The organism is Streptomyces sp. NPDC023723, assembly GCF_040639815.1.
Taxonomy (GTDB): Bacteria; Actinomycetota; Actinomycetes; order Streptomycetales; family Streptomycetaceae; genus Streptomyces.
In genome coordinates, this window is record NZ_JBFAAP010000045.1 from 1 (window position 1) to 26,180 (window position 26,180).

The following is a 26,180-nucleotide window of genomic DNA, read 5'->3' on the forward strand; positions in this document are numbered from 1 at the left end:
GGTGCGCGGAGGCAGGTCTCCGCGCACCGGCCGCCGGCTCGCACCGGTCACGCGTCGCGCCGCGGCCGCGGTCCGGCCAGGCCGCGGCCGATGATGTCCTTCATGATCTCCGTGGTGCCGCCCACCAGGGTCTGCACCCGGGCGTCGGCATAGGCGCGGGAGATCTTGTACTCCTCCATGTAGCCGTAACCCCCGTGCAGTTGCAGACAGGCCGCGACGACGCGGTTCTGGAGTTCGGTCGCCCACCACTTGGCCTTCGCCCCGCTGACGGCGGTCAGGGTGCCCTCGTTCAGCTCCAGGATCAGGCGTTCCAGGTGACTGCGGGTCACCTCGACCTCGGTGGTCAGTTCGGCGAGCCGGAAACGGGTGTGCTGGAAGTCGATGATCCGCTGCCCGAACGCGGTGCGCTCCCTGGTGTAGTCCACGGTCCAGCGCACCGCCGCCTCGGCGGCCACCATCGCTCGCCAGGCGATCGACAGGCGTTCCAGCGGAAGCTGGGCGGTCAGCTGCTCGAATCCGGCGCCCTCCTCGCCCAGCAGGGCGTCGGCCGGCACCCGCAGCTCGTCGAAGAAGAGTTCCGCGGTGTCCTGGGCGTGCAGCCCCAGCTTGCGCAGCTTGCGGCCCCGCTGGAAGCCGGGGGTGTCGGTCGGCACCAGGAACAGTGACAACCGGGCGCGGCCGTCGTGTTCGCCGGTGCGCGCGGCCACGATCACCAGGTCGGAGCTGTAGCCGTTGGTGATGAAGGTCTTGGCGCCGTCGAGGACCCAGCCGGTGCGGCTTCGCCGGGCCGCGGTCCGCATGCCCCGCAGGTCGCTGCCGCCGCCGGGTTCGGTCATCGCGATGGAGGTCACCACCTCGCCCGCCGCCATGCCCGGCAGCCAGCGCGACTGTTGCTCATCGGTGCCGAACCGGGTCAGGTACGACCCGACGATGTCCTCGTTGATGGCGATCGACGAGGCGAGCGCGGCCGCTCCCACCTCGGCCAGCTCCTCCTGCACCACGCACCGGAAGCGGTAGTCGTCGGTGCCCGCACCACCGAATCGCTCGGGTATGCGCAGTCCCACCGCGCCTGCCCGGGCGGCCTCCTTCCACAGGGAGCGGTCGATCATGCGGGCTTCGTCCCACTCCTCCAGTTTCGGTGTCACCGACCGTTCGACGAGAGTGCGCACGGTCCGCCGAAAGTCCTCGTGGTCGTTCCCGTAGAAGCAGTGGGTCATGATCAGTCCCTCTCTCTATTATCTTAAATCGCTTACTGATATACCCTAAAGACCGAGCATGCGACAGGAGGACCGATGTCACCGGAGCCGCCGCTGAGGGGTCTGCGGGTGCTGGAGTTCCTGGGTCTGGGGCCGGGGCCGTTCGCCGGAATGCTGCTGGCCGACCTGGGCGCGGACGTACTGGCCGTCGCCCGGCCCGGGAGCCCGCGCCCCGCGCTGGCCGAGAACCGGCCGGTCGTCGAACTGGATCTGAAGACGGCCGACGGGCGTGCCGAGGCCCTGCGGCTGACCGATCGGGCGGACGTGTTGACCGAGGCATTCCGTCCCGGAGTCATGGAGCGCCTCGGTCTGGGCCCGAAGGCGGTGCGAGAACGCAATCCCGGACTGGTCTACGCCCGGATGACCGGCTGGGGCCAGGACGGTCCGCTCACCGCCCGCGCGGGCCACGACATCAACTACATCGGGATCACCGGCGCTCTGCACCACGCCGCCCGGCAGGGGCAGGTGCCCACCCCCACCGCCAACCTGCTCGGCGACTTCGGCGGCGGCGGCATGTACCTGGTGGTGTCGGTCCTGGCGGCACTGCACCGCAGGAACAGCGGCGGCGAGGGCGAGGAACTGGACGTCGCCGTCACCGACGGCACGGTCTACCTGACCGCCATGCTCCACGAGTACCGTTCCCGCGGCACCTGGTCCGACATCGCGGGCAGCAACCGGCTGGACACCGGAGCGCCGTACTACGACGTCTACGCCTGCGCGGACGGCCGGCATGTGGCGATCGGCGCGCTGGAGGCGCCGTTCTTCGCCGAACTGGCACGACTGCTGGACCTCGACCCCGGCTGGGCCGGGAAGCGCGAGGATCCGGCCGGCTGGCCCGAACTGCGCCGGGACATCGAACGTGCGCTGCTGCGGCGCACCCGCGACGAGTGGGCCGCGGCGGCGGAGGGCACGGACGCCTGCCTCACGCCGGTGCTGGACCTCGCCGAGGCGGCGGCGCATCCGCACATACGGACGAGGGGCACCCTGGTGCCGGCGCCGGCCGGGCAGCGGGGCTGGCGGCCGGCCCTGCCAGGACTCGGCGCCGGCCCCCCACGGACGGCGGACGACGGGCTCGGCCGGTGGTCGAGTCCGGGGCCGTGAGGGAAGTGGCGAGCGGGACGACGCTCCGCCCGGCCTCCCTCCCGCCGCCGAGCCGGCGGGACACGGACAAGCAGCACGCGACAGGTACGTGCAACACCCGATCAGGATGCGAGGCGAGATGACGGCACGTCAGGCAGTAATCGTGGACGCTGCGCGCACCCCCATAGGCAAGCGCGACGGGTCGCTGAGCGGAATCCACCCGGTCGACCTGTCGGCCGCGGTGCTGCGCGCCCTCCTGGCCCGCACCGGAGTCACGCCCGAGGCCGTCGAGGACGTGATGTGGGGCTGTGTCACCCAGCTCGGGGACCAGTCGAGCAACATCGCACGCTTCACGACGCTGGCCGCGGGATGGCCCGAGAGCATCCCGGGAGTCACCTTCAACCGGGCCTGCGGCTCCAGCCAGCAGGCCATCGAGTCGGCCGTGCACGCGGTGATCGCGGGCGCCTACGACTGCGTGATCGCCGGGGGAGTGGAGTCCATGTCGAGGGTCCCCCTGGGGGCGGCACGGCAGACGGGCGTCCCCTACGGCGAGACCGTGCTGAGGCGCTACCGCACCGACCGCCTGGAGCAGGGCAGGGGCGCCGAACTGATCGCGGACAAATGGCGCCTGGGCCGGCAGCAGCTGGACGAGTTCGCTTCCCGTTCCCACGCGTTGGCCGCCGCGGCGATCGACTCGGGCCAGTTCGACGGACAGTTGGTCACCGTCCCCGGAGCGGAGGGCCTGCGGCAGGACGAGGGCCTGCGGCGGGGCACCTCGCCCGAGACGCTCGCGCGGCTGAAACCGTCGTTCCGCAAGGACGGAGTGATCCACGCGGGGAACGCCTCGCAGATCTCCGACGGCGCCGCCGCGCTGCTCATCACCACCGGCGAATTCGCCCGGCACCACGGACTGACCCCGCTCGCCACCATCCGGGCCGGAGCCGTCGTCGGCGACGACCCGGTGCTGATGCTCACCGCTCCCATCCCGGCCACCCGCAAGGTGCTCGGCCGGGCCGGTCTGACCATTGACGACATCGGTGCCTTCGAGGTCAACGAGGCTTTCGCGCCCGTCCCGCTGGCCTGGCAGACGGAGGTCAAGGCCGACCCCGAGAGGGTCAATCCGCTCGGCGGGGCGATCGCGGTGGGCCACCCGCTGGGAGCCTCCGGTGCCATCCTCGCCACCCGGCTGCTCCACCACATGCGCCGCCACGACATCCGCTTCGGCCTCCAGACCATGTGCGAGGGCGGCGGCACCGCCAACGCCACCGTTTTCGAACTGGCCGGCTGACATGGCCCCGGCCCCTGACCAGGACGGGAACGCCGTGCGCATCACCCAGGAGCAGCGGGCGGAGGACCTCGCCCGGCTGCGTGCACGATGGTACGCGCAGGGGTACTACTCCTCGCTCACCCTCCCCGGGGCTCTGGCGGAAGCCGAGCTGCGCCACCCGAAGACGCGGTTCGTGTTCGCCTCGGAGTCGCGGAGCGTCACCCGTACCCTCGCCGAGATGGTGGCCACGGGCCGCCGCGTGGCCGCCGGACTGCGCGAGAGGGGGGTACGGCCCGGCGACGTGGTCGCGGTGCAGGTACCCAACCGGCTGGAACTGGTGGAGTCGTACTTCGGCACCTGGCTGGCGGGCGCGGTCCTGCTGCCCATCACCCACATCTACGACGCGACCGAGGTCGGTGCCATTCTGCGCGACGCCGGGGCGAAGGTGCTGATCGTGCCGGACGCCTGGCGTTCCATCGACTTCGCCGACCGCCTCGCGCGCCTCGACGCCGGCCCGAGCCTGGCACACACCGTGGTCATCGGCGACCGGATCCCGCCCGGTGCCGTGCCGTGGTCCCAACTGCTCGAACACGACGACACGTTCCAGGTCGGACCCGAGGACGTACGCGCCGACGACGTCTGCGCCATGATCTACACCTCGGGCACCACCGGCGTCCCCAAGGGCGTCCAGCACACCCACAACTCCCTGCTCTGCGAGCTGCGCAAGGGCGACGCCATGAACGAGGCGGGCCCGGACGACAGCCGGCTCATCCCCTGGCCCTCCGGCCACGTCGCCGGACTCCTCGCGACCTGCAGCGGCATCACCGGCGGGGCGGGCACCGTCCACATGGACCGCTGGAACGAGAAACATGCCGTGGAGCTGATCGAGACCCACCGCTGCACCCTCACCAGCGGCACGCCCCTGCACGTGGAGGCGCTGCTCAAGGCGGCTGCGGAGCACCGGCGGGACATCTCCAGCCTGCGGTTCGTCCAAGTGGGCGGCGCCAACGTGCCGCCGGCGCTCATCGCGCGCGCCGACCGCGCCGGGATCGTGGTGGCACGGGCCTACGGCAGTACCGAACACCCCCGTTCCGCCACCTCACCGCTGGACGCCTCCCCGGAGCAGCGCGCGGGTACGGACGGGGTGGTGCGGTTCGGGGACGAGGTCCGGATCGTGGACCACGCACTGCGGCCGCTGGCCCCGGGCGCCGAGGGGGAGGTGCTGACCAGGGGGCCGAGCCAGTTCACCGGGTACCGGGACCCCGTCCGGGACGAGACGGCGTTCGTCCGGGGCGGCTGGTTCCGCACCGGTGACGTGGGTCGCCTGGACGACGACGGCCACCTGACCATCACCGACCGCATCAAGGACATCATCATCAGGGGCGGCGAGAACATCGCCTCCAAGGAGGTCGAGGACATCCTCGCCACCCACCCCCGGATCCGGCACGCCGCCGTGGTGGCCGAACCCGACCCCCGCTACGGGGAGCGGGTCGCGGCCTTCGTCGTGCTCGACGGCGGGACCCTGGAGCTGGAAGAGGTGCGGGAGCTGTTCGCCCGGCACCGGGTCGCCCCCCAGAAGACCCCGGAACGCATAGAGGTCGTTCCGGAACTGCCGCGGGCCCCCTCGGGGAAGGTCCGCAAGTTCGAGCTGCGCGACCGACTGCGTGCCCGCCGGCGGGACGGCGACGCGGCGGAGCCCGTCTGACGGCATCCCGCCCCGGACGAAGACCCGTACGGCGACCCGGGCAAAGACCCGTACGGCGACCCGGACGAAGACCCGGACAAAGACCGGACGAAGACCCGTGCAGAGAGGCTTCACATGGACGTGGGACTGCTGATGAGCTACGCGGGCGGCTTCGCCGAGGCCGTCCGCGGACTGCCCGACTACGAGGCGGCCGGTGTGGGCAACGTGCTGCTGCCCGAGGCATACACCTTCGATTCGGTCAGCCAGCTCGGATACGTCGCGGCACGCACCGAGAAGGCCGGCGTGGCGTCCAGCATCCTGAACGTGTACTCGCGTACCCCCGCGCTGCTCGCGATGACCGCCGCCGGCCTCGACTTCGTGTCCGGCGGCCGGTTCACCCTGGGCATCGGAGCGTCCGGCCCGCAGGTGGTCGAGGGATTCCACGGGCTGCCGTACAGGGCGCCGGTGGCCCGGGCCCGGGAGGTGATCGAGATCTGCCGTACGGTGTGGCGGCGGGAGCCGCTGGCGCACGAGGGCCGCCACTTCCAGGTGCCGCTGACACCGCAGCGCGGTGGCTCGGGCCGGGCCGGACGGCCCCTGCGGCTCGTCAACCACCCGGTGCGGCCGGACATCCCGATCGTCCTCGCCGCCCTCGGTGCCAAGAGCGTGGAACTCGCCGCCGAACTGTGTGAGGGATGGCAGCCGACCCTCTATCTGCCCGAGGCGGCCAAGGAGGTCTTCGGACCCTCCCTGGACGCCGGCCGGGCCTGCCGCCCCGCACACCTGCCCGCACTGCGGATCCTGCCCGACATCAAGCTGTGCGTCAGCGAGGACGAGCGGGAACTGGCCGAGGCCCGCGCACAGGTCCGCGCCTATCTGGCCCTCTACGTCGGCGGTATGGGGGCCCGGGGCGGCAACTTCTACAACGCCCTGGTCTCCCGTTACGGCTTCGAAGGGCCGGCGGCGCGGATCGAGGAGCTGTACCAGGCGGGCCACAAGGCCGAGGCGGCGGCAGCGGTCCCCGACCGGCTGCTGGACGGTGTGGCGCTGGTGGGCCCGCGTTCCTTCGTCGCCGAGCGGGTGAGCGCGCTGCGGGAGAGCGGGGTGACGGGCATCAATGCCGCCCCGGTCGCCGGCACGCACGAGCGCCGCGTCCGCGACATGGCGGCACTCGCGGAGCTCGCCGCCTGACGATCGCGCCGAGCCGGACGTCCGTTGGCCCGCCCCATGGCCGGTACGGGGCGGGCCCCGTCGCGTCAGCCGACGGCGTCCGCGTGCGCGTCGCTCGTGAGCAGGTCCAGGACTCGTCCGTGGTGGTACGAGGCCGTGCCGAAGAGCGCGGCATCGGCGGTGGCCCGCCGCAGGTACAGATGCAGGTCGTGCTCCCAGGTGAATCCGATGCCGCCGTGCAACTGGAGTGCCTGACCGGCGACGTCGGGTACGGTCTCGGCGGCGTACCCCTTCGCGACGGCCACCGCGAGCGAAGCGTCCGCCACGCCGGCGTCCAGGGTCATCGCCGCGTAGTAGACCGCCGCGCGCAGCGCCTGCAACGCCATGGACATGTCCGCGGCCTTGTGCTTGACGGCCTGGAACCCGCCCAGGGGCCGCCCGAACTGCTCCCGTACGGTGACATGCGCGACCGTCATCTCCAGCAGCCGTTCACCCACGCCGAGCGCGTCGGCGGCGATCAGCACCCGCATGGAGTCCAGCAGGCGCTGCGCCTGCCCCTGCTCGGCGTACAGGACATGGCCCCCCGTGACATGGTCCGCCGCGACCCGGACCCGGTCGAAGTCGACGTCGTACAGGCTTCTGGTCAGGTCGAGTGCGTTGCGGCGCTCGATGTGCGCGGAGTCCGTCGGCACCAGCAGGACGTACGGCTCCGTACCGGACGGGACCACCACCAGCAGCCAGTCGGCCGATCCCGCGTACAGCGCCCTGGCCCGCCCCGACAGCACGACACCACCGTCGTCGCTCCGTGCGCGCAGGGCGGCGGAGTGGACGAAGGCCGCCTTGAGCCGTCCCTCGGCGAACTCCTCGGCCAGGTGCCGGGTCTCGGCCCGGGCGGCCGCGGCGGCCGCGGCCAGCGCGGTCTCCAGCCAGGGTCCGGGGGCGGCGGCCCGGCCCAGTTCCTCCGCCACCAGGCACAGCTCGGCCAGGCCCTGTTCGGTACCGCCCTGTCGCACGGGAGCGGTCAGCCCGGTCCAGCCCATGCCCGCGCCGCGGGCCCACAGCTTCTCGTCCAGGCCCGGGCCGGCCTCGGCCACCGACCGCACCAGCCGCGACGGGCACTCGGCCGTCAGCAGATCGCGGGTGATCTCACGGAGCGCTGCCTGTTCCACGGAGAGTTCGAAGTCCACCATCAGTCGGTCCTTCCCTGGTCGCCCCGGTCGGGGCTACGCTGCCTGCGAATCAGTAACCGCTTATAGAGTCTAATGATTTAACTTATACAAGCACCGGCTCCGTAAGCCCAGGGAGTGCCGGGCGGGGAAAGGACCGAGGATGTCGGATCAGGAGTCCATCGCCGGGAGGCGCGACTACGAGACCGTCCTGTTCGAGGTGGCGGACCAGGTCGCGACGGTGACGCTCAACCGTCCCGAGAAGCTCAACGCGTTCAACCAGACGATGGTGGACGAGTTCCGGGACATCTGGACCCATGTACGGCAGGAGGACGAGATCCATGTGGTCGTGCTCCGGGCGGCGGGCGAGCGGGCCTTCTGCACGGGTACGGACGTGAGCGACCGGATCCACATGGCCGAGAACGTCTGGAGCCAGGAGGATCCGGGCCGCGGCCTGAGTCCGAAGCAGAACCGCGTGTGGAAGCCGGTCGTCGCGGCGGTGCACGGCATGGTGGCCGGCGGTGCCTTCTACTGGCTCAACGACTGCGACATCGTGATCGGCGCGGAGGACGCCACCTTCTTCGACCCGCACGTCAGCTACGGCATGACCTCCGCGCTGGAACCCATCGGCCTCGCCCGCCGCGTCCCGCTGGGCGAGGCGCTGCGCTGGGCGCTGCTCGGACTCGACGAACGCATGTCGGCCGCCCGCGCCCGCGAGATCGGACTGCTCTCGGAGCTGGTGCCCTATCCGCAGCTGTGGGACCGTGCCGACGAACTGGCCCGCATCATCGCGGCCAAGCCCGCGGCGGCGGTCCAGGGCACCGTACGGGCCATCTGGGAGACGCACGGCCTGGACCGCGAGACCGCGCAGGCCCTCGGCTGGCACTACACCACGGTCGGCAACCCGATCGGCACCCCGCAGGTGTCCCGGAAGGGCTTCGTCAAGCCCGAGTGGAAACTGCGCTGACCCTCCGCCCGGGACCCGGCCCGGCCTGCCGTTCAGCGGACGGCGACCGGGTTCACCAGACCCCCGGTGCTGTGCAGGAAGCGCTCCGGCGTGGCGTTGAGGAGGAAGGTGTACCGCCGGTCCTCGGCGCAGGCCGCGGCCAGGTCCTCCAGTACCCAGTTCTGCCCCTGGATCATGCCCATCATCACCAGGCACAGGACATGCACCGGAAGCATCAGCCCGTCGACGTTCCCGGGCAGCAGCTCCATCGGCATGTTGTCGATCGCCGCCGCCGCCGCCCGCCGTTCGTGGAAGAACAGCGGGGCGTCGTAGTCGAGCGCGGGCACCGGGCGTCGGTAGCGCGGCACGTCGCCCTCCAGGAAGTACCCCACCTGCCCGGTCCGCACGAGTACGATGTCGCCCTCCTCGACCCGCACCCCCTGCGCCTCCTCCACGGCCTCCAGCACGGCGCGGGTCACCGGGAACCGGCCGGGCAGCCGGTCGACGCCCTGGTGCCGGGCCACGTCGAGCAGTATTCCCCGGGACACCACGGTGCCCGCCGCCTCGATGCCCAGCCGCCGGGCGCCGGAGTCGTCCACGGCGCCCGCGGGGATGCCGTTGTACATGACACCGCGATGACTGCAGTGCGAGAGCGCGTCCCAGTGCGTGGCGGCCTGCGTGGGCGTCACCACGATGTCGTCGCTGTACGCACACGCGTCCGGGTGCTCCGACATCGGCCTGTTCACCGCGAGCATGGTCCGCACGGGATTGATGCGCCCGGGAACACCTGTGCCGTCCTGGGGGCCCTTCAGCGACAGGGACATGGACAGGGAGAAGGTCTCGCCCGTCACCACCGAGGCCGTGCCGCGCCGGACCACCTCGGGAGTGATGAGGTTCAGGGTGCCCAACTGGTCGTCCGCGCCCCAGCGGTTCCAGTTGGTCACCTGCTTGGCCAGATCGTCGAACTCGGCAATGCTCAACATGACGTCGGCCTTTCGTGAGTGAACGGGGTGTGCGGGGGCCTCGATGTCCTTCGTCAAGGCGCCCAATAGGGGGACACGGCCATAGCGGGGTGGTGGGCGGGCCGAGTCAGGGGCGCGGTTCCCTCGGCAGACCGAGGGAACGTTCCGCGACGGTCGTGCGCAGTACTTCGTTCGCGCCGCCCGCGATCGTGTAGGCGCGGGCGTACAGCAGCGCGTCCTGCCAGTAGCCGTCGTCGACCGCGTCTTCGTCGCCCCGCACCAGCAAGCCGTCCAGCCCCTGGAGTTCGACGCCGAGCGTGACGGCGTCGAGATTGGTCTCGCTGAAGAGGACCTTCACCGCCGCCGCGTCGGTCGGCCCCTCGGTGCCGGCCGCCATCCGGGACTGCACTGCCCTGCTCATCAGGTCGGCGACGCGCACGCGCGTGGCCAGGCGGCCCAGGCGGGCCCGCAGCGCCGGTTCGTCCAACGGGGTCCTGCCGTCCGCGTCCTCGCGGCGGGCCAGTGCCAGCAGGCCCGCCAGGTCGTCCAGCAGCTCACTGCTGTGGGCGGCCACCGAACCGCGCTCGTGCGCGAGACTGGCACCGGCGACCCGCCAGCCGGCGTTCACGGTCCCGATGACCCGGTCGGCGGGGACACGCACCCCGTCCAGGAACACCTCGTTGAAGTCCGCGTCGCCGGTGATCTCCCGCAGCGGCCGGATCTCCACCCCCGCACTGCGCATGTCGAGGGCGAACGCGGTGATGCCACGGGTCTTCGGCGCGTCCGGGTCGGTCCGGGCGAGGAGGTAACCCACGTCGGCGTACTGGGCGTTGGTCGTCCACACCTTCTGGCCGTCGACGACATAGTGGTCGCCTTCCAGGCGCGCCCGGGTCCTGAGCGAGGCCAGGTCGCTGCCGGCCTCCGGTTCACTGAACAACTGGCACCACAGGTCCGCACCGGAACGCAGCCGGGGCAGGAAATGCCGCTTCTGCTCCTCGGTCCCGTGGGCGAGCAGGGCCCCGGCGGCCAGGGCCCCGGCACCGATCTGGCCCCACGACCGCGCCCGGGCCAGCTCCTCGGCGACGACAAACCCCGGCTCCGGGCGCGGATCGTCGAGGCCGCCGTGGTCGACCGGCCATGACCTGCCCAGATAGCCGGCCGCGTAGAGACGGGCCGTCCAGCGGCGCAGCTCGGGCAGCAGGGCGGGCTCGGGCGACCGTACCCCGGTACGGGTCTTCCGCGCCGGGGCGTGGGCCCGGATGAAGGAACGCACCTCCTCGCGGAACTCCTGGAGTTCGGCGCTGGTGTCGAGCCTCATCGTCTCTCCTATACGGGTACGCGGCCACGGGGGCACGGGAATGCGGGCGCCGAAGCGGTGGACGGACAGCCGGTTCAGGCCGAGGGCATCGCGGGGTCCCGGGGCAGCCCGAGCACCTGCTCGGCGAGCGTGTTCAGCTGGATCTCGGCCGTTCCCGCACCGATGGTCGAGGCGCGGGTGCGCAGGAAACCGTGCAGCCAGCGGCCGCGCTGGATGGCGTCGGCCGACCCGGTGCCGAGCAGACCGGCCGGTCCGAGTGTGTCGACGGCGAACTCGTGCAGGTCCTGCTCGAACGTGGTGATGTGCAGCCGTGCGACGGACGAGGAAGGCCCTGGCTCGCCGTGCCGCAGGATGTCCGAGATGGTACGCCGGCCGTTGTAACCCATGATCCGCACCCGGATCTCGAAGTCGGCGATCCGGTCCCGGACCACCTCGTCGTCCAGCGCTCCCGTCTCCCGCAGGAGCCGCTCCAGCTCGGTGAGCACCCGTCGGTAGGTCGCGGCCTGGTTCATTGCGCCCGCGGCCCGTTCGTGGCCCAGGCTGGTGCGGACCAGCGGCCAGCCCTCGTTCTCCGCACCGACACGGTCGGCGACCGGCACCCGTACCTCGTCGAAGAAGACCTCGGCGAAGACGTGCCCGCCGGTCATGTCCCGCAGCGGCCGGACCTCGACCCCGGGCGCGTGGGCGTCGACGACGAGATACGTGATGCCGCGCTGGCGCGAGGCGCGGGTGCCGGTGCGGACCAGGGTGAAGAAGACGTCGGCGCGGCCCGCGTGGCTCGTCCACACCTTCTGCCCGTTCACCACGTATTCGTCGCCCTCGCGGCGGGCGGTGGTGCGCAGGCTCGGCAGATCGGAGCCCGCCTCCGGCTCGGAGTACCCCTGGGCCCACACCGTGTCCCCGCGCAGCATGGGCGCCAGCCAGCGTCGCTTCTGCTCGTCGGTGCCGAACTTGATGATGGTCGGAGCGGCGATACCGAGACCGGTGCCGACCGGCCCCGGTACCCGGGCCCGCGCCAACTCCTCCTGATAGACGACCTGGTGGGAGAAGGGCAGGTCCATCCCACCGTACGCGCGCGGCCAGCCGGGGCCGGCGAACCCGTGGTCGAACAGGGCCGCCTGCCAGGCCCGCGTCCACCGGAAGCGCTCCTCGGGGTCGCGGGGCCGTGGGCCGGGGCCGCCCGCGGCGAGGAAATCGCGCAGCCGGGACCGGAAGGCGTCGAGCGACTCCGGGGGCCGGGACTCGGATGTCATCGGGCCGTCCCTCCTGACGTGGCCGGACCTGACGTCGGGGCACCTGACGCGGCGGGACCGGACGGGGTGAGTTCTGCCGTGGTGAGCCGGGCCAGTCGGGCGCGCTCCTGCCGGGGGGTGCTGAACAGCAGCTCCGACGCCTTCGCCCGCCGCAGATACAGATGGGCGGCGTGCTCCCAGGTGAAGCCGATCCCGCCGTGGATCTGGATGTTCTCCTTCGCCGCGTGGGTGAAGGCCCCCGAGCAGTACGCGCGCGCCACCGACGCCGCGATCGACGCCTCGTCGTCCGCCCGCCCCACGGCCGAGGCGGCGAACCGGGCGGCCGAGCGCGCGCACTCCACCTCGACGAGCAGTTGGGCGCACTTGTGCTTGACCGCCTGGAAGGAGCCGATCGGCCGGCCGAACTGCTCGCGCGTCGTGGCGTACTCCACCGCCATGTCGAGGCAGGCCGCCGCCCCGCCCACCTGCTCGGCGGCCAGCGCCGCGCGGACCACATCGCGTACGACAGCGAGTTCGGCGCGGCTGTCGCCGGCGCCGATCCGGGTCGCGGGCGCGGCGTCGAGGTCGATCCGGGTGAGAGGGCGGGTGTCATCCAGCGCGTCCAGCCGGGTCCGCTGGATGCCGGGTGCGTCCGAGGGCAGCGCGAAGAGGCCGACGTCGTCCCCGTGCCGCGCGCTCACCAGCACGAGGTCGGCGCTGTGGCCGTCCACCACGTAGGTCTTCGTGCCGCTGAGGGCCCAGCCGGCGCCGTCGGGGCGGGCGGCCGTCGAGGGTGTGTCCTCCCAGCCGATGCCGGGCTCGGCGGTGGCGAGTGTGGCGGTCAGTCCTCCCGCGGCGATCCCGGTCAGCCAGCGACGGCGTGCCTCCTCGTCGCCGCAGTGGGCGAGGGCGGTCCCGGCCAGCACCGCGGTGGCGAAGAACGGCCCCGCGTAGAGCGAGCGGCCCATCTCCTCCAGTACGACGGCCAGCCCGGCTGTTCCGAGGCCCGCGCCGCCGTACTCCTCCGGCACGCCGATACCGGTTAGTCCCAGCGTGCCGGAGATCTGACCCCACAGGTCCGTGTCGTACTCCGGGGGCGAGCCGCCGGGAGGCTGCGCCCTGGGGGTGGGCGACTTGTCGTCGAGGAACCGGCGCACCAGCGACCGCAGTTCCTCCTGTTCCTCGGTGAGACTGAGGCTCATCGCGCGTCAGCAGACATGGGGGTGCCCTTCTCGCAGGTCCGCACACTAGCAACCATAAGAATAAATGAGTCAACTGATTCATGGCAGGGGTCGGGTGCCTCCGGGTTCGCCGAAGCGGGTTCCGGCCAATGGCGCGCGGGCCGTCCCGGTGGAAAGGTCATCCCGTACACTCATTTGTATGAGTTGGACATTGGGGTCAGGGATCGGTCAGGCCGTTCGGGCGCCCAAGACGGCGGAGCTGATCGCCGCTCGGCTACGTCGCCAGATCGTCCGTGGGCAGTTGACGCCCGGTGACACCCTGCCGCCGGAGATCCGGCTCATGGAGCAGTTCAGCGTCTCCCGTCCCACACTGCGCGAGGCCTTTCGCATCCTGGAGGCCGAGATGCTGATCAGTGTCCGGCGTGGCAGCCGGGGCGGTGCCCAGGTCATGGCCCCCGACTTCTCGGTGGCGGCACGTCACGTCGGGCTGCTGCTGCAGATGCAGGGCGCGACCGTCGACGACGTCTACGAGGCCCGGATGGTGATCGAGCCGGTCTGTGCCCGGATGCTGGCTGGGTGCCGCACGGCGCGGGACCTCGCGGATCTCGGAGAGGTCGTGTCGGAGCTGGGGACCGCGGTGGAGTCCACGGGTGACCAGATGCCCGATCCCGTGCTGTGGTCGAGGCTCACGTACAGCTTTCACGAGCTGATCACGCAGCGCTCCGGCAACAGGACCCTCGCGGTGCAGAGCGCGGTCCTGCGCGAGATCGTGGCGACCCATCTGGAACTGCGTGTCGCGGGCAGCTTCGACACGACCGGATCCCCCGAGCGTTTCCAGCGTGCCATCCGGGCCTACCGGCGGCTGGTCGCCCTGCTGGAGGCCCGTGACGCCGATGGCGCGGAAGGGCACTGGCGCAACCACATGAAGGTCGCGGGGACCTACCTGCTCAAGGACGACCTGCACAACAAGCCTGTGGTGGACCTCTTCGCCTGAGCGGACACCCCGCGCCTCCCGTTTGGACCGCGTCGCGGCGTCCGTCCCGCCCACGCGCAGCTTCTGTCCCGGTCAGTGGAAACGGTGGCGGATCCGCGTGCGCGACGCCCTAACCTCCTCCTAACACGTCGCCGACAGCACCATGAGGCGGACGAGGGGCTCGACCGGGCCGCGCGAGAGGCCGAGCCGCCTGTACTCGGTGCCGTGCCCGCGAATCGCGGCCGGCCCGCGACAGGGCGACGCCCGGGCCGCCCTTTCGCCCACCAGCACTCCGCAACGGTCATGCGCCTCGGCGAGCACGCCGGCGGCGGCAGCACGATGGGCGGGCCCGCCCCGCCGTATCGACGGTCTACGCGGGCCGGGGCCCGCGGCGGCAGCACTCGGATCAGGTGACGGATCAAGGGAGATCTCGATGGACGAAAAACTGAAGTTCCGCTTCTACCGCCTGTCGGTGTGGTGCGGCGCGGCGGTGGCGGTGGCCAACACGCTCGCGTTCTCCGTCATCGGCAAGCTGACCCCGCCCGTCGCCCCGACCGACAGCGCCGCGACAGTCACGCAGTTCATGACCGACAACCGCACCGGCATACTGTGGGCCGTGGTCCTCATGGGGGTGGTCGTGCCGCTGTTCTATCCGTTCGCGGTGATCACCAGCCTGCAGATGCGGCGCATCGAGGGCGGCTGGGGCCTGCTGTCGATGATCCAGCTCACCACCGCGGTCGTCGCTCCGACCGGCTGGCTGTACCCGCTCGCCGTGCTGGCCACCGCCGCCTACCGGCCGGAACGCGACCCGGAGCTGATACGCCTGCTCAGCGACCAGTTCTGGCTCACCTACGTGGGCGTGGCCGTCATCTTCGTCGTCAATGTCGCGTCGATCGGCATAGCCGCCCTCATCGACCGCGGTCCCGAGCCCGTGTTCCCGCGCTGGTTCGGCTGGCTCAACCTGGTGCTCGCGGTGCTCTTCCTGCCCGGGGTCTTCGTGTACGTGGTGACCGACGGCCCCTTCGCCTGGAACGGCACCTACGCGATGTACATCCCGACGGTCGCGTTCGTCATCTGGAAGGTGTCCATGATCGTCGTCCTGCTGCGCGCGGTGAAGACCGAGGAGCGGCAGACGCTCGGCCTGTCCACCGCGGTACCGGCGGTCTGAACCGCGGACTGAGGGCGGCCCCCATGTGGTGCGGGGGCCGCCCTCACCCATGTCCGGGCTCAGGCGCATGCACGGGCACATGCGCACGTCCGGCACCGGCGGCCGGCCCGGATCAGAGCTTGGAGTACTGGAACTTGCGTCCCGCCCCGCCGTCGACGACCAGCGTCTGTCCGGTGATCCAGCGGGAGAGATCGGTGAGGAAGAACAGGATGGCCGAGGCGATGTCGCTGGTCGCGCCGACCCGGCCGAGCGGCACCTGTCCGGCCGCCCGGTCGTAGTAGTCCGGCTCCGGATGCCGCTCGGCGACCCGTGGCGTGGCCGTCTGCCCGGGCGCGACCACGTTCACCCGGATGCTGGGCCCGAGTTCGAGGGCGGCGGTGGCGGCGAGGTTGGTGATGCCCGCCTTGGCGGCGCCGTAGACGGCGTGGTTGGGCGAGGACCGCAGCCCCGAGATCGAGCCGACGAACACCATGGACCCGCCTTCGGTCATCGCCTTCGCCCCGATCTGCAGGGCCAGCAGGACATGGCGGAGGTTGAGGTCGAGACCGCGCTGCCACAGTTCGTCGGTGATCTCGCTGATCGGTCCCCAGTCGGAGATGCCGATGATGTCGGCGACCCCGTGGACCGGGCCGAAGCGTTCCACGGCCGCGGCGAAGACCCTCTCCACCTCCCCCCTGTCGGTCGCGTCGGCGGTGGCCGCGTGCCCGCCCACCTCCTCGGCGACGGCCTTGGCCCGGTCCGGGTCGCTGTCCACGACGGTCACGCGCGCGCCGACGCCGGCCGCCGCGTGGCAGGTCTGGCGGCCGATGCCCAAACCGCCGCCCAGGACCAGTACGTGTTTGCCCTCGAGGCTCAGCAGATCCCTGTAGTCAGGGGTGATTTCAGTGAATCCCAACATTCCTCCCGCGGTCGCGGAGCCCGGTCCGCACAGGTCCTCGTAGGGCTGTGACAGTCCTTGACGCCAGTCGGAAACACCTAGTTAATATAGCCATATCCGTTGAGTAAGTTAGATGTTTTTCATTGCGTGATCAATGCCCCGCCCCAGGCGCGGGAGTCCCGCGGGGCGTGCGGCGCGGACCCTCTCGCGCCGCTGGTTGAGAGGTGATCCTCGAATGGAACGGGATCTGTCGGAGCCCCTGTTGCACGGACTTCTGCCGGGTCTGGTCTGGTCGGGCCGGCACTCGCGGCTCCCCGAGGCGGCCTGCCGGAAGCTGACGGCGGACACCGCGCTCGCCGCGCGGATCCCCGCGGGAGTGCACCTCGCGTTCACCGGCGGGGCGACGGTGGTCGAGCTGACCGTGCGGGTGGGGGAGAGGACCACGGTCCCCGCGCCCACCGTCCCCGAGGCGTTCGTGGTGAGCCTGCCGGACGGCAGCCGGTCGAGCCTCGCGGTGCCGGCCGGCGGCGGACGCGTACGGATCGAGCTGCCCGGACGGGACCCCGGTCAGCCGGTGCGCGTCCATCTGCCCGAGTCGGTCGAGGTGTTCATCGACGCGATCACCGCCGACGCCCCTCTGGTACCGGTCCCGCGCGGACCGCGGTGGGTGGTCTACGGCGACTCCATCACCCAGGGCTGGTCGGTCACCGAGCCGGGTCTGGCCTGGCCGTCCCGGGTGGCGGACACGCTGGGACTCGACCTGGTCAACCTCGGTTTCGCGGGTGCCGCGCGCGGCGAGCTGCCGGTGGCGGACGTGATCGCGCAGTCGGGTGCGGAGGCCGTCGCCCTTGCCTGGGGGACCAACGCCTGGACCTCCCTGCCGACCGGGACCGCCCAGATGGCCGAGACGACGCGGCTGTTCCTGACGGCGGTCCGCCAAGGACTGCCGGACGCGCCGGTCGTCGTGATCAGCCCGATCGTCCGGCCGGACGGGGAACACCGCGCCAACCGCTTCGGCGCCACCCTCGCCGAGCTGCGGGACGCCCAGGAGTCGGCGGTACTGGCCTTCGCCGTGGCGACCGGCGACCCCGGCATCACGCTCGTACCGGGCCGGGACCTGGTGCCTGCCGGGGAACTCGTCGACGGCATCCACCCCGGTGACGAAGGGCAGCGGAGACTGGCGGACGCGGTCGTCTCCCAGGTGGCCGCCGGGCTCGGTCTCGTCGCGCGCGGCGGCGCGCGATGAGAGCCACCGCCGTTCGCTTCCGGTCCCGTGGGTACCACGCGGCCCGCCCACGGCATCGCGGGACCACGCCCCCGGGAGCCACGAGCCCTGGTCGGCCGCCCGCCGCCCGCGGACCGCCCGCCCTCCTCCCACCGGCAGGCGCGACCCGCCCGCGAGGGGCCCCGCAGCCACGCCGCGACGCCACTCCGCTCGGTGTCACGCGGCCGCCCCGCCCCGTACTGCTGGACGGCTCCGACACCGCCGCCCCGCGAAGCGGGCACCTTCCCGCACACCTTCTGCGGCGAACTCCGCGCCTTCGAGGCTTCCTGCGGCAGCCCCGCACGACGGGCAGGACGCGGCCGGTGGTGTCGTCCCGGCTGCCGCGCGGTACCAGCAACCGACGCCGACACCGATACCAGCACCACGAGGCGGACCGTTCCGTCCCGCCCCGCCACCCACGAACCCACTGAGCACAACACCGCCGGCCCACGGCGGGGAGGAGCGCCATGGACCTGACCGAGTTGTTCCGGCTGACCGGAAGGACAACGATCGTCACGGGCGGCGGAAGCGGTATCGGCAGGGCGAGCGCGCGGGTCCTCGCCTCCGCCGGAGCCAGGGTCGTCGTGGCCGACCTCGACGCGGACAGCGCCGAACAGGTGACCGCGGAGATCAAGGAGGAGGGCGGGGAGGCGCGGGCCCACCGGGTCGACGTGGCGGACCCCGCCTCGGTGAACGCGCTCGTCGAGGAGACGGCGGTCGCGTACGGGGGCCTGGACATCCTCGTCAACAACGCCGGCATCATGATCCGGCGCCCACTCGCCGAGATCTCCTACGAGGAGTTCGACCGCGTCCTGTCGGTCAACCTCAAGAGCGTCCTGTACGGGTGCCAGGCGGCGGCCCGGGTGATGCGGCCGGGCTCCAGCATCGTCAACACCCTGTCCACCATCATCGACTTCCCCACCGTCGGCACCGGCTCGTACGCCGCCGCGAAGAAGGGGGCGGAGGCCCTGACCCGTACCTTCGCCGTCGAGCTGGGGCCCCAGGGCATCCGGGTCAACGGCATCGCCCCCGGCTGGACGGACAGCGGCATCACCCGGCAGCGGGGCACCGACGGATCGGGCCGGTTCGACCAGCAGCAGTTCGACACGCTCGCGCACAAGATGGCCGCCGCCGCCCCGCTGCGCATGACCGCCGAGGCCGCCGACTCGGCCAACGCCGTGCTCTACCTGGCCTCGGCAGCGAGCCGTGCGGTCACCGGACAGGTGATCCGGGTCAACGCGGGCGCCTCGATGGCCTGAGGCGGGGTCGTGAGAGGCGTACCAGATGGGAAAACCGCGCTGACTCCGGCGTAAGCACACCCCGGGCGGACGGCCCGGCGCCTGGCCCGGACCGTCCCACACGACCACCTCTGTCGGAACGAACAGCTCCGACCCCTGGCGGACCCCGCACCGGGCCCGCCGTGATCCGACGACGCAGAGCCGACGAAGTCTCGTGCCGTGCGCGACCCGTTGGACGGGACCGCCCCCCGCGGCCACCGTCCAGGGATGCCCAGGAGGTCACCGTGTCCGAAACCGCGACCGCAACCGACATCACAGCCGCTACCGCTGCCCCTTCCACTCCCGAATCCGCCCTCGCGACCGAATCCGAGTCCCCGTCCGGCATGGTCGACCGGGTCGTGCTGATCCTGGAGGTCTTCGAGCGGTCCGGCGGGCCGCTCACGCTGGGGCAGATCAGTGCCCGCACCCGCCTCCCGCGCTCCTCTGTCCACCGCATACTCCAGCAGCTGGTCAGCGCGCGCCTGCTCAGCAGGGACACCAACGAGTATCGGCTCGGCCTGCGCATGTTCGAGATCGGCAGCCTCGTCGTCCACCACACCCGGATGAGTGATGTCGCCCGTCCGCTGCTCCAGGAACTCTGCGCGGCGACGGGCCACGTGGTCCACCTGGCCGTACTCGACCAGCAGGACGTCGTCTACCTGGAACGGGTCGGCGGCGCCTTCGCCAGCGTCCTGCCGTCCCGGGTCGGCGGCAGGCTCCCCGCGCACTGCACCGCGGTGGGCAAGGCGATTCTCGCCTACTCGGACCGCGAGACCGTGGACCAGTACCTGTGGAGCGGGCTGCGCCGGCGCACGGACCGCAGTCTCATCACACCCCAGGCGCTGACATCCGCCCTCGCCAGGATCCGCGGCACCGGCTACGCGACCGAACTCGGCGAGTCCGTGGCCGGCGTCTCCTGCGTCGCCGCCCCCGTGCTGCTCCTCGACGCCCCGGTGGCCGGCATCTCCGTGTGCGGGCCGCACGACCGCATCCGGGTCGACGAGTTGAAGTTCCGCGTGAAGTGGATCGCCGCGGAGATCTCACGGCGTCTGACGGCGACGAACCGGTCCGGTCCACGGCGGCTGATCAGTACTGTCCCGCTGAGTGGACACCTCGCCTCCGTGGCTTCTCCGGGAGCGGCACGATGAATGTGTGACCGGCCAGGAGGAGACGGGCCGCGATCCCCACAACGACCCGTTCCCCCTGGTCAGAGCCGATGATCAGGATCTGACAGAGCGGGCACGGAACGCAACGGTCCGATCCGCCGGAGGATCCTCATGACGTCAACGCCGGCCATTTCCCGCGAGCAGGCGGCTGCCGATCGCCTGGAGCGGGCGAGTTCCACGGGGCAGTCCTGCGAACCGGTCACCGATCTGCTCGGCCGCACGGACATCGACCTCGCCTACCGGGTACAGCAAGCGGTGACCGGACGCCGGCTGGCGGCCGGCGCGCGGTTGATCGGCCGCAAGATCGGACTGACCTCCGAGGCCATCCAGTCCCAGGTCGGCGTCGACCGGCCCGACTTCGGTGTCCTCTTCGCGGACATGCGGTACACGGACGGCGAGGAGGTGCCGATACGACGGCTGCTCCAGCCGCGGGCGGAGGCCGAGGTGGCCTTCCTGCTCGGCCGCGACCTGACCGGCGAGGCCGACCTCGCCGCACTGCGCGACGCGGTGGAGCTAGCCTACCCGGCCGTGGAGGTCGTGGACAGCCGGATCACCGACTGGCAGATCTGCATCACCGACACCGTCGCCGACAACGCCTCCTCCGGCGTCTTCGTCATCGGTGAACACGGCTTGCCGCTGGACGAGTTCGTGCCCGCCGACACCGTCATGACCATGCGCCGCGACGGCGAGGTGGTCTCCAGCGGCACCGGACGCGCCTGTCTGGGCGACCCGCTCAACGCCCTGCGCTGGCTGGCGCAGACGGCGATCGAGTTCGGCGATCCGCTGCGCGCGGGCGACCTGGTGCTCTCCGGAGCACTGGGACCGATGGTCCCGGTGCGGCCCGGCGACGTCTTCGAGGTGCGGATCGAACCTCTCGGCACCATCACCGCGCGCTTCTCGGGAAAGGGAGAGTGATGACGCACCGCACCGGCGTGGCGATCGTCGGATCCGGAAACATCGGAACCGACATGATGATCAAGGTCAAACGCGCCTCGGAGCAGCTCGAAGTGCTGGCCATGGTGGGCATCGACCCGGCCTCCGACGGCCTGGCCCGCGCCGCCCGGATGGGCGTGGCCACCACCTCCGAGGGAGTGGAGGGGCTGCTGCGCATGCCGGAGTTCGCGGACGTACGGATCGTGCTCGACGCCACCAGCGCCGCGGCCCACGTGGCCAACTCCCGCCTTCTCGAGGGGCACGGACGCCGGCAGGTGGACCTCACTCCGGCGGCACTCGGCCCCTTCGTGATCCCGGCGGTCAACCTCGACGAGCACCTCGACGCACCCGACATCAACATGGTCACCTGCGGCGGACAGGCCACCATCCCGATCGTCGCCGCCGTGTCCCGGGTGACCGAGGTGCCGTACGCGGAGATCGTCGCCTCGGTCGCCTCCCGGTCCGCCGGACCGGGAACCCGGGCCAACATCGACGAGTTCACCGAGACGACGGCGCACGCCGTGGAGACGGTGGGCGGCGCCCGCCGGGGCAAGGCGATCATCATCCTCAACCCGGCCGAACCACCGCTCATCATGCGCGACACGGTCTTCTGCCTGGTCGGCAACGCCGATCACGACGAGATCCGGGACTCCGTCGAACGCATGGTCTCCGAGGTGGCCGCCTATGTGCCCGGCTACCGCCTGGTGCAGCGGGTGCAGTTCACCCCGGTCACCCCCGACGAGGTGACCACACTGCTGCCGCCCGGGTCCGGCCCGGTCGACACCAAGGTGTCGGTGTTCCTGGAGGTCGAGGGCGCCGCCCACTACCTGCCGGCCTACGCGGGCAACCTCGACATCATGACCTCGGCCGCGATGCGCGTCGCCGAACGGATCGCCGAACGCGCCGGGGCGGTGGCCCGATGACCGAGATCTACGTACAGGACGTGACCCTCCGGGACGGCATGCACGCCATCCGGCACCGCATCGACCCCGAACTGGTCGGCCGGATCGTCGCCGAACTCGACCGGGCCGGTGTCGCCGCCATCGAGATCGCCCACGGCGACGGACTGGCGGGCGCGAGCCTCAACTACGGCCCCGGCAGCCACACCGACTGGCAGTGGATCGAGGCCGCCGTCGCCCATGCCTCGCGAGCGGTGATCACCACCTTGCTGCTGCCCGGCGTGGGAACCGTGGCGGAACTGCGCCGGGCCTACGACCTGGGGGTGCGCTCGGTCCGTATCGCCACCCACTGCACGGAGGCGGACGTGTCCGCCCAGCACATCACCGAGGCCCGCGAGCTCGGCATGGACGTCTCGGGCTTCCTCATGATGAGCCACATGCTGGGGCCGGCGGAACTCGCCGCCCAGGCGCGGCTGATGGAGTCCTACGGGGCGCACTGCGTCTACATCACCGACTCGGCCGGCCGCCTCACCTCGGACGACGTCCGGGACCGGGTACGGGCCTACCGCGACGTCCTCGACCCGGCGACGCAGATCGGCATCCACGCCCACGAGAACCTGTCCCTGGGCGTCGCCAACTCCCTCGCCGCCGTGGAGGAGGGCGTCTACCGGGTCGACGCCTCGCTCGCCGGACAGGGCGCGGCGGCGGGCAACACACCCATCGAACCGTTCGTGGCCGTCGCCAACCTCAAGGGCTGGAAGACCGGCTGCGACCTGTTCACGCTGGAGGACGCGGCGGACGACCTGGTACGCCCGCTTCAGGACCGCCCGGTCCGCGTCGACCGGGAAACCCTCACCATCGGCTACGCGGGCGTCTACGGCAGCTTCCTGCGGCACGCCGAGAACGCGGCGCGCCTGTACGGGCTCGACACCCGCGAGATCCTCGTGGAGGCCGGCCGCCGCAAGCTCGTCGGCGGCCAGGAGGACATGCTCATCGACATCGCCCTGACGCTGCAGAGCCAGAAGTCCTGACTCAGCGGCCTCCGAGGCGTCCGCGGCGACACATGGTCACCGGCCTAGTTGACACCTATCACATATACCGAAGGAGCTGACACATGAGCGACAACGATTACGATCCCGGCCCACAGGTGGCCTATGCGGGCACCATCAACCTGGGCACCCCCGACCTGGAGCGTTCGCTCTGGTTCTTCCGCGACGTGCTCGGCATGGAGGTGGTGGCCCAGACGGGCGGCGTGGCCTACCTGCGCGGCTACCAGGAACTCGTCCACCACTCACTGGTCCTGACCCAGCAGGACGAGGCACGGGTCAACTCCTACGGCTTCCGCGTCAAGCGCAAGCAGGACGTCGAACTGTTCCACAAGCAGTTCGAGCAGGAGGGCGTCCAGTCGCTGGAGATCGGCGCCGGCCAGGTCCTCGGCCGCGGCGAGGCCGTCCGCTTCCTGGTACCCGGCAGCGAGCACCCCTTCGAGCTGTACTACGACATCGAGAGGCCGCAGGCGGAGGAGTCGCTGCGCTCCAAGCTGCCCAGCAACAGCTCCCGCCGGCGCGGCATGGGCGTGCGCCGGCTGGACCACATCAACCTCCAGACCAGCGCCGGTACGGTCAACCAGGCGGAGAACTGGCTCCGCGGCTCGCTCGGCTTCCGCCGGCGTGAGTTCGCGATGCTGCCCCAGGCACCGGACATCGTCCTGGCGTCCTGGCTGTCGGTCACCCCGCAGGTGCACGACCTGGCCATCGGGGTGAGCGCGGACGACGAGCCCGGACGCTTCCACCACGTGGCGTTCAACGTGGAGAACTTCCACGACGTGCTGCGGGCGGCGGACGAGATCCGCGACCTGGACATCGCCTACGGGCACGGCCCGGGCAAGCACGGCATCGGCCAGGCCATGTACCTCTACGTCCACGACCCCGGCTCCGGCCACCGCATCGAGCTGTACTCCGGCGGCTACCACATCTTCGACCCCGACTGGGAGGCGCTGGAGTGGAAGCTGCCCGAGCTGGAGTTCGGGCAGACCTGGTACGGCGATGTCCTCGACGTCGGTCCCGGTGGCGCGTTCCTGTCCACGTCGCCGTCCGCGCCGCTGGCCGAATGAGCGTTAGCCGATGAGCCTGAGCTACGAGTCGACAAGGGTCAGCAAGGACATCGGGGGACTCACCTTCGCCTGGCACGAGGCGGGCGAGGGGGAGCCGCTGCTGATGCTGCACGGGTCCGGGCCCGGGGTCAGCGCCTGGTCCAACTTCCGCCACAACCTGCCCGTGTTCGGTGATCGCTTCCGCACGGTCATGCCCGATCTGCCGGGCTTCGGCGGTACCGCGCTGCCGGACCTGGACCGGGTCTACCCGGTCGTGGCGGCCGACTGGATCGCCCGGCTGATGGACCACCTGGACATCGAGTCCGCCGCGCTCGTCGGCAACTCGATGGGCGGGGCGGTCGCCGCCGAACTCGCGGCCCGGCACCCCGAACGGGTCCGCAGGATGGCGCTCATGGGCTCGGGCGGGCTGTCCGTCGGGCTGTTCAACGCCGAGCCCAGCGAAGGGTTCAGCCGGCTCTTCGAGTTCCTGGAGGACCCCACCCGCGAACACATGATCGCCTGGGTGCGGACCATGGTCTCGGACCGCCGGCTGATCACCGACGAACTCATCGACGAACGCATGGACAACGCGCTCGCCGACGGCGTGATCGGCCGGACCAGAGCCATCATCGGCTCCATGTTCGACCCCGGGCGGCAGGCCGCGTACACGCCGCTGTGGCAGCAGGCGACGACGATCACCACGCCGACCCTGCTGCTGTGGGGGCGCGACGACCGGATGCTGCCCTACGACCAGGCGCACTTCGCCACCCGCTGGCTGCCCGAGGTCGAACTGCACACCTTCGCCCGCTGCGGGCACTGGGTGCAGATCGAGCGCAAGCGTGACTTCGAGCGGGTCGTCACCGAGTTCCTCACCCGTGAGGAAACCGTCCGCGGCGGCTGAGCCGCCGCGGTCCTCCCGGGCCGGTCCAGGAACAGCCGACCGGCCCGGCCCACGGGGGCCGCGCGCGTCACCGCCTCCCGGCCGGCGGGCAGCGCGGCCCCGGGACGAGAACCCCTCAATGAGCAGTTCCACGCCGCCGGGAGGCGACCGAAGAGAGCGGAAGGTACGCGGCATGGCGCATGAAGTGGTAGAGCGGATCGAGGAGTTCGGGCCGAAGCTGGCCGAGCTCGCCGACGAGAACGAGAAACTGGGCAAACTGAGCGAGCAGACGGTGGCGCTGCTGCGCCGGGCAGGCGTACTGCGCCTGCTGCAGCCCACCAAGTCCGGCGGCCACGCCGCCCGCCCGCGGGACTTCGCGGAGGCGGTCATGGCCGTCGCCCGGCACGACGGCGCGGCCGGCTGGGTCTGCGGTGTCGTGGGCGTGCACCCCTGGGAGATCGCCCAGATGGATCCGCGGCTCGCCGAGGAGATCTGGGGCGCGAACCCGGACACCTGGATCGCCTCGCCGTACATGCCCAACGGCGTGGCGGAGCCGGTCGACGGCGGTTACGTACTGAAGGGGCGCTGGCCCTTCTCCTCCGGCACCGATCACTGCGACTGGGTCTTCCTCGGCGCTCTGGTGGGCGACGGCAAGGGCAAGCCGGCGTCGCCGCCGAACGTCCTGCACGTGGTGCTGCCCCGGTCGGACTACGAGATCATCGACGACTCGTGGGACGTGATCGGACTGTCCGGCACCGGAAGCAAGGACGTCGTCGTGGACGGCGCCTTCATCCCCGAGTACCGGACGATCAACCAGGACGAGGTCTCCGCGGGAGAGGCCGCCGAGCGCAACGGCGTCACCGACGCCCTGTACCGGCTGCCGTTCACCTCCATGTTCCCGCTGGGGATCACCGCGGCCGTGATCGGGATCTGCGAGGGCGGACTCCGTGCCCACCTCGACCTCCAGCGCGACCGGGTCTCCGTCACCGGCGTCCAGGTGCGCGACGACCCGTACGCGCTGTACGCGGCGGGTGAGGCGGCCGCGGAGATCGCCGCGTCCCGGGTCCAGCTCATCGACGGCATCACCCGGGTCCACGAGAAGGTGCTGGCGGGGGAGCCGGTGACCATCGAGGACCGGGCCACCGTCCGGCGCAACCAGGTGCGCTGCGCCTGGCGTGCGGTGGCGGCGCTGGACGAGATCTTCGCCCGGTCCGGCGGCAACGCGATCCGCCGGAACAACCCGGTGCAGCGTTTCTGGCGGGACGCGCACGTGGGACTCCAGCACATGATCCATGTGCCGGGCGTCACCTACCACGCCGACTCCCTGAAGCAGATGGGGCTGGACCTGCCGCCGCATCTCAGCATCATGATCTGACGCCTCGACCCGAC

Annotated in this window: 23 protein-coding genes; 16 read left to right on the forward strand and 7 right to left on the reverse strand. The window is 71.4% G+C overall.

From position 1 onward, the window contains the following. Nucleotides 1-47 precede the first annotated feature (47 nt). Nucleotides 48-1,217 carry an acyl-CoA dehydrogenase family protein gene (locus AB0G32_RS31480; protein WP_361170982.1) on the reverse strand — a complete coding sequence of 390 codons (1,170 nt, stop codon included), beginning with the start codon at nt 1,215-1,217 and terminating at the stop codon, nt 48-50. A 75-nt stretch (nt 1,218-1,292) separates the two neighbouring features. Between AB0G32_RS31480 and AB0G32_RS31485 the strand changes: the two genes are divergently transcribed. From AB0G32_RS31485 to AB0G32_RS31500, 4 genes are all read left to right on the forward strand, one after another. Then, entirely contained in the window at nt 1,293-2,357 is a 1,065-nt protein-coding gene (locus AB0G32_RS31485) for a CaiB/BaiF CoA-transferase family protein (RefSeq protein ID WP_361170985.1), read from the forward strand. A gap of 118 nt (nt 2,358-2,475) precedes the next feature. After that, the gene (locus AB0G32_RS31490; protein WP_361170988.1) at nt 2,476-3,624 is read left to right on the forward strand and encodes a thiolase family protein; all 1,149 of its coding nucleotides are present in this window, start codon (nt 2,476-2,478) and stop codon (nt 3,622-3,624) included. Between the two features lie 34 nt (nt 3,625-3,658). Then, entirely contained in the window at nt 3,659-5,308 is a 1,650-nt protein-coding gene (locus AB0G32_RS31495) for an AMP-binding protein (protein ID WP_361170991.1), read from the forward strand. A 114-nt stretch (nt 5,309-5,422) separates the two neighbouring features. Further along, nucleotides 5,423-6,478: an LLM class F420-dependent oxidoreductase gene (locus tag AB0G32_RS31500; RefSeq protein ID WP_361170994.1), complete on the forward strand. Its 1,056-nt coding sequence runs from the start codon at nt 5,423-5,425 to the stop codon at nt 6,476-6,478. 65 nt (nt 6,479-6,543) lie between these two features. On the opposite strand, the gene AB0G32_RS31505 is transcribed toward AB0G32_RS31500, so the two are convergent. Next, nucleotides 6,544-7,647 carry an acyl-CoA dehydrogenase family protein gene (locus AB0G32_RS31505; RefSeq protein WP_361170997.1) on the reverse strand — a complete coding sequence of 368 codons (1,104 nt, stop codon included), beginning with the start codon at nt 7,645-7,647 and terminating at the stop codon, nt 6,544-6,546. Nucleotides 7,648-7,786: 139 nt separating this feature from the next. Here AB0G32_RS31505 and AB0G32_RS31510 point away from each other — a divergent pair, with 139 nt between their 5' ends. Further along, nucleotides 7,787-8,590 carry an enoyl-CoA hydratase/isomerase family protein gene (locus AB0G32_RS31510; RefSeq protein WP_361171001.1) on the forward strand — a complete coding sequence of 268 codons (804 nt, stop codon included), beginning with the start codon at nt 7,787-7,789 and terminating at the stop codon, nt 8,588-8,590. A 32-nt stretch (nt 8,591-8,622) separates the two neighbouring features. Here AB0G32_RS31510 and AB0G32_RS31515 read toward each other — a convergent pair whose 3' ends face one another. The 4 genes from AB0G32_RS31515 to AB0G32_RS31530 all read right to left on the reverse strand — a co-directional run bounded on the left by AB0G32_RS31515 (nt 8,623) and on the right by AB0G32_RS31530 (nt 13,283). Further along, nucleotides 8,623-9,552: a cyclase family protein gene (locus tag AB0G32_RS31515; protein ID WP_361171004.1), complete on the reverse strand. Its 930-nt coding sequence runs from the start codon at nt 9,550-9,552 to the stop codon at nt 8,623-8,625. A gap of 106 nt (nt 9,553-9,658) precedes the next feature. Then, nucleotides 9,659-10,849, reverse strand: a complete 1,191-nt coding sequence (locus tag AB0G32_RS31520; RefSeq protein ID WP_361171007.1) for an acyl-CoA dehydrogenase family protein — start codon at nt 10,847-10,849, stop codon at nt 9,659-9,661. A gap of 74 nt (nt 10,850-10,923) precedes the next feature. Next, nucleotides 10,924-12,102, reverse strand: coding sequence for an acyl-CoA dehydrogenase family protein (locus tag AB0G32_RS31525; protein WP_361171010.1), 1,179 nt, complete (start codon nt 12,100-12,102; stop codon nt 10,924-10,926). Then, nucleotides 12,099-13,283 carry an acyl-CoA dehydrogenase family protein gene (locus AB0G32_RS31530; protein WP_361171013.1) on the reverse strand — a complete coding sequence of 395 codons (1,185 nt, stop codon included), beginning with the start codon at nt 13,281-13,283 and terminating at the stop codon, nt 12,099-12,101. The genes AB0G32_RS31525 and AB0G32_RS31530 overlap by 4 nt, the downstream gene beginning before the upstream one ends. A 178-nt stretch (nt 13,284-13,461) precedes the next feature. On the opposite strand from AB0G32_RS31530, the gene AB0G32_RS31535 reads away from it, so the two are divergent. Further along, complete coding sequence (locus tag AB0G32_RS31535) at nt 13,462-14,256, forward strand: FCD domain-containing protein (RefSeq protein ID WP_361171016.1); 795 nt, start codon at nt 13,462-13,464, stop codon at nt 14,254-14,256. Between the two features lie 412 nt (nt 14,257-14,668). Further along, nucleotides 14,669-15,403, forward strand: a complete 735-nt coding sequence (locus AB0G32_RS31540) for a hypothetical protein (RefSeq protein WP_361171019.1) — start codon at nt 14,669-14,671, stop codon at nt 15,401-15,403. Between the two features lie 112 nt (nt 15,404-15,515). On the opposite strand, the gene AB0G32_RS31545 is transcribed toward AB0G32_RS31540, so the two are convergent. Further along, the gene (locus AB0G32_RS31545; protein WP_361171022.1) at nt 15,516-16,298 is read right to left on the reverse strand and encodes an SDR family oxidoreductase; all 783 of its coding nucleotides are present in this window, start codon (nt 16,296-16,298) and stop codon (nt 15,516-15,518) included. 217 nt (nt 16,299-16,515) lie between these two features. Between AB0G32_RS31545 and AB0G32_RS31550 the strand changes: the two genes are divergently transcribed. From AB0G32_RS31550 to AB0G32_RS31590, 9 genes are all read left to right on the forward strand, one after another. Beyond that, the gene (locus AB0G32_RS31550; RefSeq protein ID WP_361171025.1) at nt 16,516-17,526 is read left to right on the forward strand and encodes an SGNH/GDSL hydrolase family protein; all 1,011 of its coding nucleotides are present in this window, start codon (nt 16,516-16,518) and stop codon (nt 17,524-17,526) included. A 485-nt stretch (nt 17,527-18,011) separates the two neighbouring features. Beyond that, on the forward strand, nt 18,012-18,803 hold the full coding sequence (locus AB0G32_RS31555; protein ID WP_361171028.1) for an SDR family NAD(P)-dependent oxidoreductase: 792 nt from the start codon (nt 18,012-18,014) through the stop codon (nt 18,801-18,803). A gap of 263 nt (nt 18,804-19,066) precedes the next feature. Next, entirely contained in the window at nt 19,067-19,969 is a 903-nt protein-coding gene (locus AB0G32_RS31560) for an IclR family transcriptional regulator (protein WP_361171031.1), read from the forward strand. A 129-nt stretch (nt 19,970-20,098) separates the two neighbouring features. Further along, nucleotides 20,099-20,902 carry a fumarylacetoacetate hydrolase family protein gene (locus AB0G32_RS31565; protein WP_361171034.1) on the forward strand — a complete coding sequence of 268 codons (804 nt, stop codon included), beginning with the start codon at nt 20,099-20,101 and terminating at the stop codon, nt 20,900-20,902. Beyond that, nucleotides 20,902-21,843, forward strand: a complete 942-nt coding sequence (locus AB0G32_RS31570; protein WP_361171037.1) for an acetaldehyde dehydrogenase (acetylating) — start codon at nt 20,902-20,904, stop codon at nt 21,841-21,843. Before AB0G32_RS31565 ends, AB0G32_RS31570 begins: the two co-directional genes overlap by 1 nt. Continuing rightward, nucleotides 21,840-22,850, forward strand: a complete 1,011-nt coding sequence (dmpG, locus tag AB0G32_RS31575; protein ID WP_361171040.1) for a 4-hydroxy-2-oxovalerate aldolase — start codon at nt 21,840-21,842, stop codon at nt 22,848-22,850. Before AB0G32_RS31570 ends, dmpG begins: the two co-directional genes overlap by 4 nt. Nucleotides 22,851-22,933: 83 nt before the next feature. Continuing rightward, complete coding sequence (locus AB0G32_RS31580; protein WP_361171044.1) at nt 22,934-23,932, forward strand: VOC family protein; 999 nt, start codon at nt 22,934-22,936, stop codon at nt 23,930-23,932. 10 nt (nt 23,933-23,942) lie between these two features. Next, on the forward strand, nt 23,943-24,812 hold the full coding sequence (locus AB0G32_RS31585) for an alpha/beta fold hydrolase (protein ID WP_361171047.1): 870 nt from the start codon (nt 23,943-23,945) through the stop codon (nt 24,810-24,812). Between the two features lie 172 nt (nt 24,813-24,984). Continuing rightward, nucleotides 24,985-26,166 (forward strand): hydroxylase, encoded by a 1,182-nt coding sequence (locus AB0G32_RS31590; protein WP_361171050.1) that lies wholly within the window; start codon nt 24,985-24,987, stop codon nt 26,164-26,166. The last annotated feature ends 14 nt before the right edge of the window (nt 26,167-26,180 follow it).

Coding starts and splice junctions, on each gene's coding strand:
- AB0G32_RS31535 (WP_361171016.1), top strand. CDS start 13,462: ATGAGTTGGACATTGGGGTCAGGGATCGGTCAGGCCGTTCGGGCGCCC.
- AB0G32_RS31530 (WP_361171013.1), bottom strand. CDS start 13,283: ATGAGCCTCAGTCTCACCGAGGAACAGGAGGAACTGCGGTCGCTGGTG.
- AB0G32_RS31540 (WP_361171019.1), top strand. CDS start 14,669: ATGGACGAAAAACTGAAGTTCCGCTTCTACCGCCTGTCGGTGTGGTGC.
- AB0G32_RS31590 (WP_361171050.1), top strand. CDS start 24,985: ATGGCGCATGAAGTGGTAGAGCGGATCGAGGAGTTCGGGCCGAAGCTG.
- AB0G32_RS31505 (WP_361170997.1), bottom strand. CDS start 7,647: ATGGTGGACTTCGAACTCTCCGTGGAACAGGCAGCGCTCCGTGAGATC.
- AB0G32_RS31500 (WP_361170994.1), top strand. CDS start 5,423: ATGGACGTGGGACTGCTGATGAGCTACGCGGGCGGCTTCGCCGAGGCC.
- AB0G32_RS31580 (WP_361171044.1), top strand. CDS start 22,934: ATGAGCGACAACGATTACGATCCCGGCCCACAGGTGGCCTATGCGGGC.
- AB0G32_RS31510 (WP_361171001.1), top strand. CDS start 7,787: ATGTCGGATCAGGAGTCCATCGCCGGGAGGCGCGACTACGAGACCGTC.
- AB0G32_RS31555 (WP_361171028.1), top strand. CDS start 18,012: ATGGACCTGACCGAGTTGTTCCGGCTGACCGGAAGGACAACGATCGTC.
- dmpG (WP_361171040.1), top strand. CDS start 21,840: ATGACCGAGATCTACGTACAGGACGTGACCCTCCGGGACGGCATGCAC.
- AB0G32_RS31515 (WP_361171004.1), bottom strand. CDS start 9,552: ATGTTGAGCATTGCCGAGTTCGACGATCTGGCCAAGCAGGTGACCAAC.
- AB0G32_RS31550 (WP_361171025.1), top strand. CDS start 16,516: ATGGAACGGGATCTGTCGGAGCCCCTGTTGCACGGACTTCTGCCGGGT.
- AB0G32_RS31585 (WP_361171047.1), top strand. CDS start 23,943: ATGAGCCTGAGCTACGAGTCGACAAGGGTCAGCAAGGACATCGGGGGA.
- AB0G32_RS31565 (WP_361171034.1), top strand. CDS start 20,099: ATGACGTCAACGCCGGCCATTTCCCGCGAGCAGGCGGCTGCCGATCGC.
- AB0G32_RS31520 (WP_361171007.1), bottom strand. CDS start 10,849: ATGAGGCTCGACACCAGCGCCGAACTCCAGGAGTTCCGCGAGGAGGTG.
- AB0G32_RS31525 (WP_361171010.1), bottom strand. CDS start 12,102: ATGACATCCGAGTCCCGGCCCCCGGAGTCGCTCGACGCCTTCCGGTCC.
- AB0G32_RS31570 (WP_361171037.1), top strand. CDS start 20,902: ATGACGCACCGCACCGGCGTGGCGATCGTCGGATCCGGAAACATCGGA.
- AB0G32_RS31490 (WP_361170988.1), top strand. CDS start 2,476: ATGACGGCACGTCAGGCAGTAATCGTGGACGCTGCGCGCACCCCCATA.
- AB0G32_RS31480 (WP_361170982.1), bottom strand. CDS start 1,217: ATGACCCACTGCTTCTACGGGAACGACCACGAGGACTTTCGGCGGACC.
- AB0G32_RS31485 (WP_361170985.1), top strand. CDS start 1,293: ATGTCACCGGAGCCGCCGCTGAGGGGTCTGCGGGTGCTGGAGTTCCTG.